The 15,775-nt window shown below is 71.9% G+C and carries 16 protein-coding genes; 2 read left to right on the top strand and 14 right to left on the bottom strand.

Features of this window, described 5'->3' with window-relative positions; all coding sequences use genetic code 11:
- Window positions 1–71 precede the first annotated feature (71 nt).
- From ABEA39_RS12790 to ABEA39_RS12775, 4 genes are read right to left on the bottom strand one after another with little or no spacing between them, the layout of a single operon-like run.
- On the bottom strand, window positions 72–332 hold the full coding sequence (locus ABEA39_RS12790; RefSeq protein WP_345376289.1) for a ferredoxin: 261 nt from the start codon (window positions 330–332) through the stop codon (window positions 72–74).
- The gene (locus tag ABEA39_RS12785; protein ID WP_345376590.1) at window positions 329–1,612 is read right to left on the bottom strand and encodes an NADH-ubiquinone oxidoreductase-F iron-sulfur binding region domain-containing protein; all 1,284 of its coding nucleotides are present in this window, start codon (window positions 1,610–1,612) and stop codon (window positions 329–331) included. Before ABEA39_RS12785 ends, ABEA39_RS12790 begins: the two co-directional genes overlap by 4 nt.
- Window positions 1,613–1,614: 2 nt before the next feature.
- Window positions 1,615–2,172, bottom strand: a complete 558-nt coding sequence (locus ABEA39_RS12780) for a ferric reductase-like transmembrane domain-containing protein (RefSeq protein WP_345376288.1) — start codon at window positions 2,170–2,172, stop codon at window positions 1,615–1,617.
- Window position 2,173: 1 nt separating this feature from the next.
- Window positions 2,174–3,427, bottom strand: coding sequence for an FAD:protein FMN transferase (locus ABEA39_RS12775; protein ID WP_345376287.1), 1,254 nt, complete (start codon window positions 3,425–3,427; stop codon window positions 2,174–2,176).
- 447 nt (window positions 3,428–3,874) lie between these two features.
- Between ABEA39_RS12775 and ABEA39_RS12770 the strand changes: the two genes are divergently transcribed.
- On the top strand, window positions 3,875–4,303 hold the full coding sequence (locus ABEA39_RS12770) for a hypothetical protein (protein WP_345376286.1): 429 nt from the start codon (window positions 3,875–3,877) through the stop codon (window positions 4,301–4,303).
- A 313-nt stretch (window positions 4,304–4,616) separates the two neighbouring features.
- Here the strand turns inward: ABEA39_RS12770 and ABEA39_RS12765 are convergent, their stop codons facing one another.
- The 5 genes from ABEA39_RS12765 to ABEA39_RS12745 form a co-directional block, all read right to left on the bottom strand.
- Entirely contained in the window at window positions 4,617–5,900 is a 1,284-nt protein-coding gene (locus tag ABEA39_RS12765; RefSeq protein ID WP_345376285.1) for a CDP-alcohol phosphatidyltransferase family protein, read from the bottom strand.
- A 308-nt stretch (window positions 5,901–6,208) separates the two neighbouring features.
- Window positions 6,209–6,994 (bottom strand): pyrimidine reductase family protein, encoded by a 786-nt coding sequence (locus ABEA39_RS12760; protein WP_345376284.1) that lies wholly within the window; start codon window positions 6,992–6,994, stop codon window positions 6,209–6,211.
- On the bottom strand, window positions 6,991–7,923 hold the full coding sequence (gene folP / locus ABEA39_RS12755; protein ID WP_345376283.1) for a dihydropteroate synthase: 933 nt from the start codon (window positions 7,921–7,923) through the stop codon (window positions 6,991–6,993). Before folP ends, ABEA39_RS12760 begins: the two co-directional genes overlap by 4 nt.
- Window positions 7,920–8,513 carry a GTP cyclohydrolase I FolE gene (gene folE, locus ABEA39_RS12750; protein ID WP_345376282.1) on the bottom strand — a complete coding sequence of 198 codons (594 nt, stop codon included), beginning with the start codon at window positions 8,511–8,513 and terminating at the stop codon, window positions 7,920–7,922. Before folE ends, folP begins: the two co-directional genes overlap by 4 nt.
- A 121-nt stretch (window positions 8,514–8,634) precedes the next feature.
- Window positions 8,635–9,078: an HhH-GDP family DNA glycosylase gene (locus tag ABEA39_RS12745; RefSeq protein WP_345376281.1), complete on the bottom strand. Its 444-nt coding sequence runs from the start codon at window positions 9,076–9,078 to the stop codon at window positions 8,635–8,637.
- Between the two features lie 100 nt (window positions 9,079–9,178).
- Between ABEA39_RS12745 and ABEA39_RS12740 the strand changes: the two genes are divergently transcribed.
- Complete coding sequence (locus ABEA39_RS12740) at window positions 9,179–10,204, top strand: Gfo/Idh/MocA family oxidoreductase (RefSeq protein WP_345376280.1); 1,026 nt, start codon at window positions 9,179–9,181, stop codon at window positions 10,202–10,204.
- Window positions 10,205–10,273: 69 nt separating this feature from the next.
- Here the strand turns inward: ABEA39_RS12740 and ABEA39_RS12735 are convergent, their stop codons facing one another.
- The 5 genes from ABEA39_RS12735 to ABEA39_RS12715 form a co-directional block, all read right to left on the bottom strand.
- Window positions 10,274–11,200 carry an NAD(P)-dependent oxidoreductase gene (locus ABEA39_RS12735; RefSeq protein ID WP_345376279.1) on the bottom strand — a complete coding sequence of 309 codons (927 nt, stop codon included), beginning with the start codon at window positions 11,198–11,200 and terminating at the stop codon, window positions 10,274–10,276.
- Window positions 11,201–11,259: 59 nt separating this feature from the next.
- Complete coding sequence (locus ABEA39_RS12730; RefSeq protein ID WP_345376278.1) at window positions 11,260–11,646, bottom strand: hypothetical protein; 387 nt, start codon at window positions 11,644–11,646, stop codon at window positions 11,260–11,262.
- 18 nt (window positions 11,647–11,664) lie between these two features.
- Complete coding sequence (locus ABEA39_RS12725) at window positions 11,665–12,246, bottom strand: GNAT family N-acetyltransferase (RefSeq protein WP_345376277.1); 582 nt, start codon at window positions 12,244–12,246, stop codon at window positions 11,665–11,667.
- Window positions 12,247–12,595: 349 nt separating this feature from the next.
- A complete protein-coding gene (gene recQ, locus ABEA39_RS12720; protein WP_425556977.1) occupies window positions 12,596–14,782 on the bottom strand; it encodes a DNA helicase RecQ in 2,187 nt (728 codons plus the stop codon).
- Between the two features lie 9 nt (window positions 14,783–14,791).
- Entirely contained in the window at window positions 14,792–15,766 is a 975-nt protein-coding gene (locus ABEA39_RS12715; protein ID WP_345376276.1) for a CPBP family intramembrane glutamic endopeptidase, read from the bottom strand.
- Window positions 15,767–15,775 lie beyond the last annotated feature (9 nt).

Here is a 15,775-nt window from a genome sequence, read left to right as displayed (position 1 = left end):
TCGTGTGTCCGGTGGACGGTAGACCCCTCGGCGCGGGCCGCGCTCAGAGACGGTGGGATGCACGGCTCGCGTCACGTCGGCGGGAGCAAGCGCAACGCCGCCCGAGGGCACAGCGCGACGGCCTGGCGAGCGTCGGCGGTGAGAGCCGCGGGCACGAGGACGTCGGACCGGGCATCCCGCGCTCCGTTCACCGCCAGCGGGTACCCCCACTCGTCGCGATCGAGGAGTTCGGGCAGCAGTTCGGTGCAGAGGCCCCGGCCGTCGCAGAGCGTCCAGTCGATGTGGAGCGTCCCACCGGGCATCGCCGCTCCGGGCCCTGCGGCGCGGCTCACGCGTGCACCTCGCAGCGACCCTGCAGGTGCTGCGCGACGTCGGCGGCGAACACGGTCAGCGTCGAGAGGACGAGCCGGCTGGTCCCGTCGGGGTGGTGGCACGAGCCGCGGCCCTGCACGAGCAGCGCCAGCCGCTCCACTTCGGCCGGTAGCCAAGGCGTCTGCTCCCGGGCGGCCAGGCGCCGCAGCACGTCGGCCAGCCGGGGAAGCCCGTTGGCGCACGGGCCACACTGCTTCGCCGACTGCCCGGCCAAGTAGGTCGCGATCTCGGCCGAAGCCTCGAGGCCGCAGCGCTCGGTGCCGAGGGCCATCAGGATCCCCGCCCCGGGCGCGGCGCCGAAGGGGGCGAGCGAGTCGCGCGACAGAGGCCGCCGGAGTTCTCCCGAGGGCACCCACGCCCCGTGGTAGCCGCCGACGAGCACCGCCCGGAGCTGATCGGGGACGACGCCGGCCGCAAGGAGGGTGTCCGAGAGCGGCGCTCCGGCCTCGGTCTCGAACACCAGGGGCGAGGGCACGTCGCCGCTCACCGAGACGAGCCGGGTGCCGGTCTCGCCGTCGCGGCCGATCGACCGGAACCAGGTCGCCCCGAACCGCGCGATCAGAGCGAGGTGCGCGAGCGTCTCGACGTTCTGCACGAGGGTCGGGCGCCCGCGGAGGCCGCCGACCGACGGGCCGTGCGACGTCATCCGCGCGATGTGGTCGCGCGGGATCGCCGCACCCCCGCCGATGGCGTTGACGACGGCGGTGGCCTCGCCGGACAGGAACGTCTCGGGCGCTTGGAAGAGACGGACGTGGGCCGCGTCCCCCCGCTCGCCGATCGCCTTCGAGACAGAGGGCAGCGAGGCGGCCGTGGTGTAGACGAACACCTCGGTCGCTCGGACGGTCGCCGCCGCGAGCAGCAGGCCGTCGAGCACGAGGTGCGGAGCAGCGCGGAGCAGGGTCTCGTCCTTGCGGCTGAGGGGCTCGCCCTCGGCGCCGTTGGCGATCACGACCGGTCCCCCGGCCTTCGCCAGACGACGCGCGGCCGGCGAGGACGTGGCCGAAGCGATCGCCGCCGACGCGGTGGACGCCGCCATCAGCTTGCGCCAGGCGGGGAAGCCCGCCCCGCCGCGCCCTGCGAGCCCGGAGCCCTCGACCTCGGCGATCAGGTGCCCCTCGTCGAAGTCGCCGGGCATCGGCCCGAAGCGCTCGAGGTGGGCGGCGAGCGAGGAGTCGCGAGCCGCGAACAGGCGGCGGGATCCGGAGGGGCCGGCGACGCTGGTGCGGATGGTCTGGGTCATGGTCACGAGATCTCCCCGAGTCGGACGCTGCGGAACTCCACGAACCGCGACGAGAGGCGCCAGCCGAAGGACGCGAGGACCGCGAGGACACAGACGCCCGAGAGGACCAGGAACCACCCCTCGACGCCGTTCGTGCCGTTGCCGATCGCGTGCGCGAGAGCGATCGGCCACATCGCATAGGTCAGCCAGTGGATCGCCTTGAACACCCGCGGGCCGAGGCGGTTGCGCAGAAGGCTCGTCACCACGATCACGATCAGGAGGTCGAACGCGACCGTGCCGAGGCCCTGCCAGACCGGCCGATAGCTGCCGAAGAACGGCACGAAGACGTCGAGCAGGTTCAGCAGCGCGTACGGGTCGAACATGAGCGTGACGACGTGGACGACCAGGAACAACGAGGCCGCCAGCGAGACGTTGCGGTGCACCAGCGTCACCGAGAAGCGGGGGAGGCCCGGCAGCGGCCGGCCCGAGCGGGTGATGATCCCGAGAACGACCGACGCGGTGAACAGGACGAGGGCCGCGACACCCGTCCCTCGCCCGACGGCCCAGAGCGCTTCGTCCATCTCAGCCCGCCCGGTGCTCGCGACGAGGGTGCTCGTCGACGGACGACTCCGGCCAGCCGCCCACGAGGACCACGCGGCCCTGCGTGTCGACGAGCATCGCCGACTCCCCCTGCGAGGCGAGCCACTCGGTCGCACGCCGACCCTTGACGATCGCGGCCGTCGAAAGCACGTTCGCCCGGAGGCAGCTCGTCGCGGCGACGGTCACGCTTCGCCACACGGGCGGCACCGGGAGGCCGAGCCGCGGGTCGAGGATGTGGTGCACCTGACGGCCGTCGTGCATCCACCGGCGCTTCTGGGTGGACGAGGTCGCGATGGCATAGCCGTCGGCCAGAGCGATGGAGGCCTGCGGGTCGTGGGGCAGGTCCTGGACGGTGATCTGCCAGCCGCCGTCGCGGGCGACACCGGCGGTCGCGATGTCGCCGCCGAGGCTCACGAGAGCGCCGCAGTGCAGCTCGAGGGCGATGGCCCGCGCGCAGAGGTCGGCGGCGATGGCCTTGGCGGTGGCTCCCAGGTCGAGGCGGAGGTCGTCCGGGACCGTGAGGAGGCGCCCGGTGAGGGAGACCCTCCGCCAGCCCGGTTCGCGAGGCGTGGCGACCGAGAGGGAGAACGAGGCCTCGTCTCCGTGCTGCGGGTGGGGGAGCATTCTCACGCCCTCGTCGTAGCCCAACCCGTCGAGTACGCCGCCGAGGGTCGGATCGACGTCGCCGTGCGTGGCCTCGGCAGCGTCGAGGGCGCGCTCGACCAGGGCGGCGAGCATCTCGCTCACCTCGACGCCCTCACTGGCACGGCCGCCGAGACGGCTGAGCTCGGAGTCCGGGCGGAACCGGCTGCACGCCCCTTCGACGTCGGCGAGGATCCGGTCGGCGATGCGGCGGGCGCGGGTGAGCTTGGCGGCGTCGGTGACGACGAGGCGGGCGGAGGTGCTCCAGATGCTCCAGTCGGTGGCGGCCGTGAGGGTGCGGGCGGCGGTCGCGGTGGTGCGGGGCGCGGTCGCGGTGCTGCGGGCGGTGGTCGCGGTGGTGCGGTCTGCGCGGTCGGTGCGGTCTGCGCGGTCAGTGCGGTCTGCGCGGTCAGTGCGGTCTGTGCTGTCTGTGCGGTCTGTGCGGTCTGTGCGGTCTGTGCGGTCAGTGCGGTCTGCGCGGTCAGTGCGGTCTGTGCTGTCTGTGCGGTCTGTGCGGTCTGTGCGCGAGGCGGAGCGGGGGATGCTCGGCTCGGCCGGCTGGGATGCGTCGGGGGGCGTCGTGGTCGGGTTCATGGTGCTCGTCCTTCCGTTCGTCGGACTGCCACTCTCGCCGGGCCGCCTGTCCGCAGCCGGGGCCTGAGCCGTCGGGAACCTGTGAGGTGCCGATGCGGTTCCGGTGCGCGCGATGCTGGGCGGCTGTGCGCCGTTGTCGGTCGGGATGCCGGCCGGGCTGCCGGCGACGCGGGTGGCCGGGCTGGCTGCACCCCGCTCGCGCAGAGTTGCACCCTCGTCGCGCGGAGCCGCACCCTCGTGCCCGCTGCCGACCCCTCGTCGACCAGGGGTCGCCGCGGGTTCAGCGGGTGCGGGTGCGGGTGCGGGTGCGGGTTGCCGCTCCTCGGGCGCGGCAGTGCTCGCGCTCATGCTCAGGATCCTGTCGACGTCGCGTCGGAGGAGCCCGACCCGGTACTCACACCGCCCGATGACGAACTGCTGCCGGAGCTGGTGCCGTTGTCGGCGCTCGTGCCACCGTCAGTGCTCGTGCCGGTGCTGCTGGTGCTGCCGCTCGACGTCCCGTCGTCCGTGCCGGTGCTCGTCGAGCTGCTGCCGTCGCTCGTGCCCGTGCCGCTCGAGTCCGTGCTGCTCGAGCCCGTGCTGCTCGAGTCCGTGCTGCTCGAGCCTGTGCTGCTCGAGTCCGTGCCGCTCGTACCCGACGTCGACGAGCCCGACGTCGACGACTCGGACCGGCTGGCGGCGTCGGCCTTCGCGGCGTTCGACTCGTTCCAGACGACGACGCCCGAGACCGCGGTGATCGCGATCCCCGCTGCTCCGACGGCCGCGGTCACGGTGCGGGCGCGGCGGCGGCCCGCATCGCGCTTGCTCTTCGGCTCGGAGTTCTCGTCGCGCATGGCTGGCCCTTCGGTCGCGGACACGTCAACCTTCAGTCGCTGACACGTCAACCTTCCGGCGAGAGGCTTGCCGTTGGCTGGATGCGGCCGATGCGGTTCCGATGGACCTGGCGCAGGGCCGTGCATCCCCCACTCTCGGCCCGCGCTCTCGGCCTCGGTGCGGCGCGCCCGGCCGGGGACGACGCGCACCCCGCTTTCCGCAGCGAACCCCCGTCGACCGGGGGTGGGTAGCGGGTACGAGGGTGCGGCTCCGCGCGGCGGAGGTGCCGCTCCGCGCGACGGAGGTGCAGGTACGCGCGACAGGGGTGCAGGTCCGCGCAGGGGTGGGTGGGTGAGTGGGTCCCACACCCGACCCACTACCGCGCGGTCGGCTCCCCCACGGCTGCCCGCGTCCACAACGTCACGAGCCCGCGGGCGTTCCGCGTCATCGCCATGAAGTGCCCGACCGTGCCGAGCACGAAGAACGCGAATCCGAAACCGACCAGCCACCACTCGGCCGCCGGCACCGCCTCGCCGAACAGCATCATGAAGAGGCCGACGAAGAGCAGAGCGGTCCGGACCTTGCCGATCTTCGAGACCCGGACGTCCGGCGCCCCGTGGAACGCCGCGACGGCCCAGATGCCGGACAGGACGTCGGGGATCAGCAGGATGACGACGAGCTGCCAGGGCACGATGCCGGAGGCGGCGAACGCGGCCACCACGAAGACGACCGTCAGACGGTCCGCCACCGGGTCGAGCCAGGCCCCTAGCGCCGAGGTCTGGTGGAAGCGCCGCGCGATGAAGCCGTCCGCGAAGTCGCTGACGAAGACGAGCAGCAGCACGATGATCGACGCCCAGAAGTCGTGCAGCACGAGCAGCACCCCGAAGACCGGCAACAGGAGGATCCGCACCGCCGAGATCACGTTCGGCAGGGTGCGCCACTCGTCACTGAACAGGCGTTCGCGCAGGCTCGTGACGGGCCCGTCGGGGTGCGGGGACATGCCGGCGGCGGAGGTGTCGCCGAGGATCCGCCGGAGGTCGCCGTCGGGCAGTCGCACGACGAGGGTCCGCACGATCAGGTACACGATGCCGATCGCGACGAGCAGGAGGAGGACCCCCCAGCCGCCGATGCCGAGGTACGGCTTCGCGACGTGGAACGATGCCCGCGCGAGCACGCCGAGGGCCACATAGAGGGCCGACCAGGCGAGAGAGGAGACGAGGGATGCACGGACGAACGCCCCGACCCCGACCCCTGTCGCTCCGGCCGCCGTCGGCGCCAACGCCCGGGGAACCGGCACGAGCCGCGTCAGCAGTGCGGCGAGGGGCCCGCGGCGCTCGAGCACGCGGACCGACGTGTCCCAGTGGGCGACGCCGAGCCGTTCGACGAGGCGGGAGCTGCGCATCCCACCCCCTGCCCGTCGACCGGAACGGAAGGCGATCAGGTCGCCGAGCACACGACCGACGACGACCGCGACGAAGAGGGCGAGGATGCTCGGCACCGTGCCGAGAGCGGCGGCGGCCACGATCACGACCGGACCGGCCGGGATGAAGACGGCGAGCGCCAGTGCCGACTCCAGCAGCGCCACGACGCCCGCCACGGCCACGACCAGCGTCGCCGGCAGGGTGGGTATGGTCTGGTTCAGCCACTCGACGATGCTCACGGGGTCCATTCTCCCTGGGCGGGCGGGTTCGGGGTGCCACGGCGCGGGAGGGTGCGTCGGGGGGGGGGGCGGGTGCCGGGTGCGGGGGCGGGTGCCCGGCTCGGGGTGGCGGGTGCCCGGCTCGGGCTGGCGGGTGCCCGGCTCGGGCTGGCTCGGTTACCAGGTGAGGACTTTGGCGAAGGAACTCCTTTATTACGGACACCCGCAGCCTCCATCTCCTCAGCCACGATCCGCCGGCCCCCGAAACTCCTCACTTGAAGTCAGGATTTCCTCACTTGGCGACGACGGGCGGCGGGCGGCGGCGGCGGTCAGCGCACGCGCGAGTACTGCGTCAGCAGCATCGAACCCGCGACCAGCACGTGGTCGAGGCGCATCGCCTGCAGATCGATCGGGGGCGCCCCGGGGGCGAGATGGGTGATGCGCGGGCCTGCCCCGCCTTCGAGCGTCGGCGAGACGGTCAGACAGAGGGAGTCGAGCAGACCGGCTGCAATGAACGACCCGAGCAGCGCCGGCCCCCCTTCGGTGTGGATCTGAGTCAGCCCGCGTGCAGCCAGCTCGGCGACGGCCCGGGCCGGCTCGACGGTGGTCTCGCCGCAGTCGATCACGTCGGCCACCTGCGACAGCGCGGCGCGTCGATCGGCCGGGGCCTGCGTCGTGGTCAGCACGATCGGCCGCACCGGCGCCTTCGCGAACACGTCGCTCCGGGGGTCGAGGTTCAGGCTGCCGGTGACGAGGACGAACGGGGGATGCGCGGCCAGACCCCGAGCGACCCGCCACGCCACGGCCTCGTCGGAGAGCCGCATCGCGCCGTAGCCCTCGGTGCGGACCGTCCCCACAGCCACCAGCACCGCATCCGCCAGCCAGCGCAGCAGGTCGAAGACACGTTTGTCGGCGGGCCCGCCGAGGGCGCCGGACACCCCGGACGCCGTGGCCGAGCCGTCGACGCTCGCCACGAAGTTCGCCCGGACCCGCGGCGTGGTCCGATCGGCCGGCGCGTAGAGGGCGAGCAGGGCGGCGTCGTCGAGGAGGCCGTCGCGGCCGGGCCCGTCGCCGAGCGGCGCGGGGAAGATCTGTCGAATGCCGTCGTCGCTCACAGGTTGTGCCTCTCGTAGGCGGGATCGCGCCAGCCGAGGACGGCCTCCACGAGCCGCATCGCGTCGACGGCCGGGCGTGGGGCGTGCATCCGCACGATGCGGGCTCCGAGCATCACGCTCATCGTCGCCGCAGCGATGGAGCCCGCCAGGCGCTCCTCCTTGGGCCGGTCGAGGGCTTCGCCGATGAAGTCCTTGTTGCTGACCGCTGCCAGAACAGGGAGTCCGAGGCCGGTGATCTCGGGCAGCCGGCGCGTCAACTCGAGGGTGTGCCGGGTCGTCTTGTTGAGGTCGTGCCCCGGGTCGATGACGATCCGCGCTTCGGGGACCCCTCGCGACAGGGCGAACTCGACCCGATCACTGAGGAAGGCAGCCACCTCGCCGCCGATGTCGGAGTAGGTGGGATGCGGGAACGGCTTGCGCGGCTCGGCTCGCGCGTGCGTGATCACGAGCGTGGCATCGGAGTCGGCCACCACGTCGGCGAGGCGCGGATCGTGGATGCCCGTGGTGTCGTTGATCACCGAGGCCCCCGCCGCGATGGCCGCAGCCGCCACCTCCGGCCGGAAGGTGTCGACGGAGATCACGACGTCGGACTGCTGCGCGAGGCTCGCGACGACCGGCACGACCCGCTCGATCTCGTCGGCCACGGGGAGCTCGGGGCCGGGGCGGAACGGCACCCCGCCGATGTCGACCCAGTCGGCGCCCTCGTCGGCCGCGGCGACGGCGGCCTCGACCGCGCGGTCGAGGGCGAACGTCGCGCCCTGATCGAAGAACGAGTCGGGCGTGCGGTTGACGATGGCCATGACGGCGATCCGACGATCGAAGTCGAAGGTGCGCCGGCCGATCGTACGGACGGGATGCCGCAGGGCGGGCAGGAGGAACCCGGTCGGCCCCGTCGCGAAACCCGAGTGCGCGAGGGTCTCGTCGCTCACGCCGCGTTCCCGCCGCCCAGCGGGCCGATGAGGGTGATGGCCTCGGCGCGGGCCACCGGATCGGCGAGGGAGCCACGGCTCGCCACGGTGACGGTCGAGCTCTGCGTCTGGCGTGCGCCCCGAGTCGTCACGCAAGCGTGCACGGCGTCGAGGACCACGAGCACACCGGCGGGATCGACCGCCGCGGCCAAGGCGTCGGCGATCTCCTCGCCCAGTTTCTCCTGCAGTTGCGGGCGCGAGGCCAGCGCATCGACGAGACCGGGAATCCGCCCCAGACCGACGATCTGACTGCCCGGCACGTACGCGACGTGGGCGCGGCCGAGGAACGGGAGGAGGTGATGCTCGCAGATCGAGCGGAACTCGATGTCGCGGATGATGACCAGTTCGCCGAGCTGGCCGGGTTCGGCGGGCACGACGGCCGTGCCCATGAGCTCCGCCGCATCGACGGAGAGGCCGGAGAAGAATTCGGCGTACGCCTCGGCCACCCGCCGCGGGGTGTCGACGAGACCGGCGCGCTCGGGGTCGTCGCCGATCGCCGCCAGGATCTCGGACACGGCTCTCTCGATCCGCCCCTTGTCGACCGTCGTCATGCGCGCATCCCTCGTACCCCTCTTTTGTACCCCGCTGTTCGCGGACACTCGCGGGAACCCTACCCCCGGTCACCGACAATCACCGGCGCGGGCCACGGACGGGAGACCCCGGCACCGGAAGTCACGCCTCGCTGCCGACGAGCCCCTCCGGCAGCCACCGGGTGAAGATCTCGACGGTCTTCGGCCCGACCCCCTTGTACGCCGTGAGGGCGTCGCGAAGAGCGGGCAGATCGGGGGATGCACGGACCAGACGGTTCACGGAGCCGTGCTCGCTGTCGATCCGCCCCATCACCTCGTGCAACTCGTCGGCCATCACGTAGTCGATCCGCGCGTAGGAACCCTCGTCGAGCATCCCCCGCAGTCTCTCGCGCCCCACCTCGGCGAACTTCGCGGGAGAGGTCAGACCGTGGTCGATCAGCACCCGATAGGTGTCGGCGGCCACCTTCTGCTGCACGGGCCGACCGAAGAGCACGCTGGCGAGCAACCACCGATAGAGCGCCTGCGGGGTCGGGTCGTCGGTGTCGAGATCGATGTCGAGGTCGTGGGGACCGAGGTCGTCAGCCATGCATCGACGGTACGCCGGGCATCCCGCGCGCGTTGCGGCTCTCGTTTGTTCTGACATGGCCCACTACTCTCGAGAGGGCACATCAGAGAGAAGGAACCCCATGGCACGCATCGGACTCGTCGGCTACGGCACCGGAGGCCGCTACTTCCACGCCCCGTTCATCGAGGCGGCGATCGGCGCGACGCTGGCCGGCGTCGTGGTCCGCTCCGAGACGCGTCGAGCCGAAGTCACCCAGGATCTTCCCGGCACCCCGGTCTTCGACGACCTCGACGCCCTGATCGACTCGGGCGTCGACGCCGTCGTCATCAGCACGCCGCCCGGTTCCAAGGAGGACCTGGTCCGCCACGCGATCGAGCGCGGCGTGCCCGTGATCACCGACAAGCCGTTCGCCCTCGACCCGGAGACCGCCCGGGGCCTGATGGCCCTGGCCGAAGAAGCCGGCGTGCCGCTGGGCGTCTTCCACAACCGCCGGTGGGACGCCGACATCCTCACCGTGCGCGACCTGATCGCCACTGGCAAACTCGGCGAGGTCCGTCACTTCGAGTCGCGCCTCGACGCCTGGGAGCCTGGGCCGGCGCGAGGCGGCCAATCGGGCGGGGTCCTCCTCGACACGGGCACGCACTTCATCGACCAGGCCGTGTTCCTGTTCGGGCCGGTCGACTCCGTCTTCGCCGAGATCGACTGGTACGACGGCGAGGCCGGACACGTCGATACGGGCTACTTCGTCTCGCTCACGCACACCTCGGGCGTCGTCTCGCACATCAAGACGAACAAGCTGCTGCGGGGTGCTGGGCGCGAGCTGCGCGTGATCGGCGACGAGGGCTCGTACCAGGCCGAGACCGTCGACGTGCAGGCGCGCGCGCTGTTCGACGGGCTGCGTCCCATCGCGTCGCGCCAGACGTGGGGCTACGACGCCGAGGCGAACTGGGGCACGCTGGTCACCGCCTCGGGTTCGGAGATCGTGCCGTCGTCGCAGGGCGACTACGCCGGGTACTACGAGCAGCTCGTCCGGGCGCTGGAGCAGGGCGAGGGGCTGCCGGTGACGGGGCCGGACGCGTTCGAGACCGTCCGGATCGTGGAGGCCGCGTTCCGGAGCGACGCCGAGAAGCGGGTCGTCGCGCTGTAGTCGGGGCGTGCATCCCACCTGTCTGCTGCCTCGCGCGTGGCCGCCGGGAATGCCCGGCCACGCCGCCGCTCAGGCCCGGTCGGCCGTGAACGCTTCGTACACGCTGGCGATGTCGTCGCCGCCGTGGCCCTGCTCGGAGGCGTCCGCGTAGGCGGCCCGAAGCGCGTCGAGCAGCGTGGTGGCGACACCGGATCCCGACGCCGCCTCGGTGATGAGCCCGAGGTCTTTGCGGAGGCCGTCGAGCGCGAACGACGCCGGGAACTCGCGATCGAGGATGCTCTTGCCCTTCGTGTGGGCATAGGGGCTGTCGGAAGCACCGCCGTCGATCGCCTGCAGGAAGAGATCGCCGTCGAGACCGAGGGCCTGAGTGAGAGCGATCGACTGGGCGGTGGCCGCAGTGATGCTCGCGATCCAGGCGTTGGCGGCGAGCTTCAGGGCCGTGCCGTTGCCGACCGCGGGGCCGGCCAGCACCGTCTTGCTGCCCATGGCGTCGAGCACCGGCTGAGCCTTCGCGATGAGACCCGCGTCTCCAGCCGCCAGCATGACGAGCTTGCCGGTCTCGGCCGGAGCCTTCGTGCCGAGCATCATCGCCTCGATCAATGCGACGCCCTGAGCCTTCGCTCGGTCGACCACTCGGGCCGTGCCTTCGAGGCCGATCGTGCTCGCCTGCACCCACACCGCGTCGGCGGGCACGGCATCGGCGACCTCGTCGAGGACGCCCAGGACGGAATCGGCGTCGAAGAGCACCGACACCACCACCTCGGCCTTCTCGACGGCCTCGCTCGGCGACGAGGCGACGGTCGCGCCCTTCTCGGCGAACGGCGTGGCCTTCTGGGCCGAGCGGTTCCAGACCGTGACTGCGAAACCCTCGCGCAGCAGAGTGTCGGCCACTCCCTGCCCCATGATTCCGAGGCCGAGGACGGTCACGCGAGTGCCGTGGGCGGGTGCGCCGGTCGTGTCGCTCGGGTCGGTGGATTCTGCCTGGCTGCCTGTCACTGCGTGGGTCTCCTTCGGATCGATGGGGCGTGGGATGCACCTCCCAGCCCGCGTCGACGCTACGCCGACCGCCCTCGCCCTCGCTGACCGCAGGTCGGCACGATCGGACATGCGACGGGCGGCCCGACCGACTCGCCCCCGCCGCCCCTCCTCCGGCTGCGGCTCGTGGGAGACGGAGCCCGCACCAAGGCCACGCCCGCAGCCGCACCGGCCAGGGAGAAGACGGCTGCAATGACGAAAGCGCCTGCATGCAGGTCGAGGAACGCCCCCTGAGCCGGGTTCCACCCGAGGTCCATCACTCCCACGACGGTGACGTCGGACGAACCGTCGGCGCGGAGGAGCACCTCGAGCATGCAGGCGAGCAGGACGTCGACCGCCAGGAACAGCCCACCCGCAGCCCCCGCTGCGATGAGGGCCATGAAACGGCAGAAGGAGCGGAAAGGCATCTCAATATGTTACATGTGCTATTGCTCGATTCCCAGGTGTTTGGTGAATCGGAGGTAACTGATCTCCTCGAGGTCGCCGTCGAGGTCGAAGAGCGGCTCGTAGCCGAGAGCGAGGTAGAGGCCGACCGCCTCGGGCTGCCGCGCTCCCGTCGTGAGATGGGCGGTCGTGTAGCCGCGTCGCCGTGCCTCCGCCTCCAGTTCCGTCATGACTCGACGCGCCAGGCCGCGGCGGCGGTGGCCCGGATGCGTCCAGACCCGCTTCATCTCTGCCGTGGTCTCATCCACCCGAATGAACGCGCCGCCCGCGCGCGCCTCACCGTCCGACTCGAGGATCAGGAACGCCCCGCCCCTCGCGGGCGAGAAGAGCTCCGCGGGGTAGCGCGACAGCTCGGCCGACGACGGGATGCCCTCGTTGAGGCCGTAGCGCTCGTCGTAGTCGCGGGCGAGGTCGGCCACGAGCGGTGCGGCCAGGGCGTCGAGCGGCGTGGTCCAGGTGGATGCGGGGGCGGCGGGCGCGGCGGCGGCGGGTGCGGGCTGCGCGGGCGCGGCGGGCGCGGCGGCAGCGGGCTCGAACTGCGGGGCGGCTTCGGCGTTCGACATGCGCCGACGGTAGGGCGGTGGCGGGCCCGCGTCAATTCGTGTGACTTCGAGCGCTGTCATCCGGGCGGCTCAGCCCTGCTGGCTAGCCAAGTCGCCCCGATTCACGTAAGTCGCCCTGCCGTGCCGGGGCGACTTACGTAAATCGGGCCGACTTAGGGTGCCGCGCGACGGCCTCGGCGCGGCAGCCGCGGCGCGGCGGCGACCGGCAAGGCATCGCGATTCACGTAAGGCAGCGGCTCACGGCGCGATGCCTTGCGGGTGAGAGTGGGACGGGACGGGGACGGACAGGACGGAGACGGACGGGACGGGCTCGGCGGCCGCAAGCGCAGGGCCCCAGAGAGGCGGGCGGTCAGCGCCAGTCGTCGGGCGGCAGCGTCTCGTCGTACGGGTCGTCCGGAGGCAGGTCGAACCAGGGTGCGTCGTCGACCGCCTCGGGCTCGGGCACGAACGACGCCACGGGCTGCCCCGACCTCGGAGCGGCACCGCGGAAGGCCGCGCGACCGGAACTGCCGGCAGCGGCAAATCCGCCGGCACCGCCCGCACGCCCAGCGCCGGCACCGCCCGCACGCCCAGCACCACCGGCAGGCACCGCACCCGCAGCACCCGCCACACCGGCACGCGCCGCACCCCCGGCACCCGCAGCACCCGCCGCACCCACCTCGGCCCCGCCGACGAGATCGAGCAGCTGCTGCCCGTAGGTCTCGAGCTTCTTCTGCCCCACCCCGGAGATACCCGCCAGCGCGCTCATCGTCGCGGGACGCGTCGACGCCACACCCCGCAGGGTCACGTCGCCGAAGACCACGTAGGCCGGCACGCCCTGCTCGCGAGCCGTCGCCGCACGCCAGGCGCGCAACGTCTCGAACAACTCCTGCGCCTCGGGGCTCAGATCGGCGGCCGCCGCCGAGGACGCCGCACCCGAACCCGAACGACCGCGCGACCGCGAGGACGACCGGGGCGCCCGAGGTGCCTCCCGCCGCAGACGGACCGGCCGCGTGCCCGAGAGGACGGCGGCGCCGTCGTCGGTGAGCATCAGAGTGCCGAACCCGTCGGGCGAGACGGCGAGCAGCCCCTGGGCGATCAACTGTCGGACGACACCCCGCCACTCGACGTCGCTCAGGTCTTTGCCGATGCCGAACGTCGAGAGGGCCTCGTGGCCGTTCTGCTGCATGCGCGGGGTGCTCTTGCCGAGCAGGATGTCGACGAGATGGCCGGCCCCGAACTGCTGATTGCGCTCGCGCTTGAGGCGGACGACCGTCGAGAGCAGCTTCTGCGCCGGGACGGTGCCGTCGACGGAGGTGGGCGGCGTGAGACAGGTGTCGCAGTTGCCGCAGGCCGTCGACGCCTGCCCGAAGTAGCCGAGGAGCTGGACGCGCCGGCACTCGACGGTCTCGCACAGGGCGAGCATGGCGTCGAGGTGGGCCGTCAGCTTGCGACGGTGCGCCGCGTCGCCCTCGGACTGGTCGATCATGCGCCGCTGCTGCATGACGTCTTGGAGCCCGTAAGCGAGCCACGCCGTGGCGGGCAGGCCGTCGCGACCGGCACGCCCGGTCTCCTGGTAGTAGCCCTCGACCGACTTGGGGAGGTCGAGGTGCGCGACGAATCGCACGTCGGGCTTGTCGATGCCCATGCCGAAGGCGACGGTGGCGACCATGACGATCCCGTCTTCTCGGAGGAACCGCGACTGGTTGCGCTGCCGCGTGCCGGCGTCGAGACCCGCGTGGTACGGCAGCGCCGCGATGCCGCGATCGACCAGGAACTGCGCCGTCTTCTCCACCGAATTGCGCGACAGGCAGTAGACGATGCCCGCGTCGCCCGCGTGCTCGGTCTGGATCAGGCGCAGCACCTGCTGCATCGGGCTGTCTTTCGCCTCGATGCGGTATTGGATGTTCGGCCGGTCGAAGTCCGCCACGAAGTGAGCCGCGTCGTCGAGCCCGAGACGGGCCGAGATCTCGCGGTGGGTGACCTCGGTCGCGGTCGCGGTGAGGGCGATCCGGGGGATGCTCGGCCACCGTTCGTGGAGCACCGAGAGTTCGAGGTAGTCGGGCCGGAAGTCGTGCCCCCACTGGGCGACGCAGTGCGCCTCGTCGATGGCGAAGAGCGAGATGGTGCCCTGATCGAGGAGCTGCTTGGTCGACTCGAGCTTCAGGCGCTCGGGCGCCAGGTACAGCATGTCGAGTTCGCCCGAGCGGAAGGCTGCTTCGACGGCCCGTCGCTGGTCGGGGTCTTGGGTGGAGTTGAGGAAGGCCGCCCGGACGCCGACCGCCTCGAGGGCGTCGACCTGGTCTTGCATGAGGGCGATCAGCGGCGAGACCACGATGCCGACACCATCGCGCACCAGAGCGGGCACCTGATAGCAGAGGGACTTCCCGCCGCCGGTGGGCATGAGCACCAGCGCGTCGCCGCCGCCTACGACCTGATCGATGATGGCCGCCTGATTGCCGCGGAACGACTCGTACCCGAAGACGTCGTGCAGCACGGCCAGCGGGGTCGCAGCACCCGGAAGCGCGGCAGCGGGGGAGGTCGGAGCGGAAGTCACGCGAGGAGTCTACGAGGCACGACCGACACCGGACCCCGGGATCCCGCCCCTGTGGAGAATGGCGCCACCGTCCACGGCCGAGCCCCCCGGAGCCACCCGGGCGGGTTCGTGCCGGCGGGCCTGCCAGGTCACGATCACGACGTAGACGGCCGAGGCGACGACCGTGATGCCGAGGCCGACCGGGCTTCCGTCGGACTGCGTCGTCGCCACCACGGGCGCCGCCAGGAGGAACACGACGACGTTGTTGATCACATGGGCGACGATGCCGGCCTCGAGGCCGCCGGTGCGCCAGGTGAGGTAGGCGAACGAGACTCCGAGGACGGCGACGTCGAGTTTTCCCCAGACGTTGTAGCTGTGCGCCAGGGCGAAGAACACGTTCGGCAGGACGATGGCGAAGACCGGCCAGCGCAGGTAGGAGCCGAACAGCTGCATTCCGAGCCCGCGGAACGCGAACTCCTCGGCGCTCGCCTGGAACGGGACCAGCAGGACGATCAGGATGCACGACACGACGAGCGCCGGAACGGGTGTCGCCGTCTGCGGGCCGGTGTCGACCGGCCCCTGCCACGACGCCGGCACGACGTAGCCGAGCCCGACGGTGATGATCATGTAGGCGATGCCCGGCACGAGGCAGCGGAGCATCCACCGCCATCGGATGCGACCCAGGACACTCGCCAGCTGCCCCCACCCGCCGAGCCCGGCGAGCCGGACCGCGATCAGCATCGCCGGCAGCATCGTCGACAGCGAGCCGAGGGTGAAGAGGAGGACGAGGGGCTCGGACGCGTTCTGCTGGTCCTGTTGCACCGACCGGAGGAGGTGCGTCGACGCGGAAGCCCCGCCCACCCCGCGCACGATGGCCAGCAGGATCTCCTGGTAGACGAGGGTCAGCGCGTAGTAGAAGGAGACACCCAGGAGGAGCGCGAGCAGAGGCTTCCACCAGCGATAGGTGGGCCGGATGCGGAAGAGCCGGTGGTAGGCGGAAGTCACCTCCCGAGG

The organism is Frondihabitans cladoniiphilus (assembly GCF_039544345.1).
Lineage (GTDB): Bacteria > Actinomycetota > Actinomycetes > Actinomycetales > Microbacteriaceae > Frondihabitans > Frondihabitans cladoniiphilus.
The sequence above is the reverse complement of the archived record's forward strand: the minus strand, read 5'-3'. Positions and strand labels throughout refer to the sequence as shown.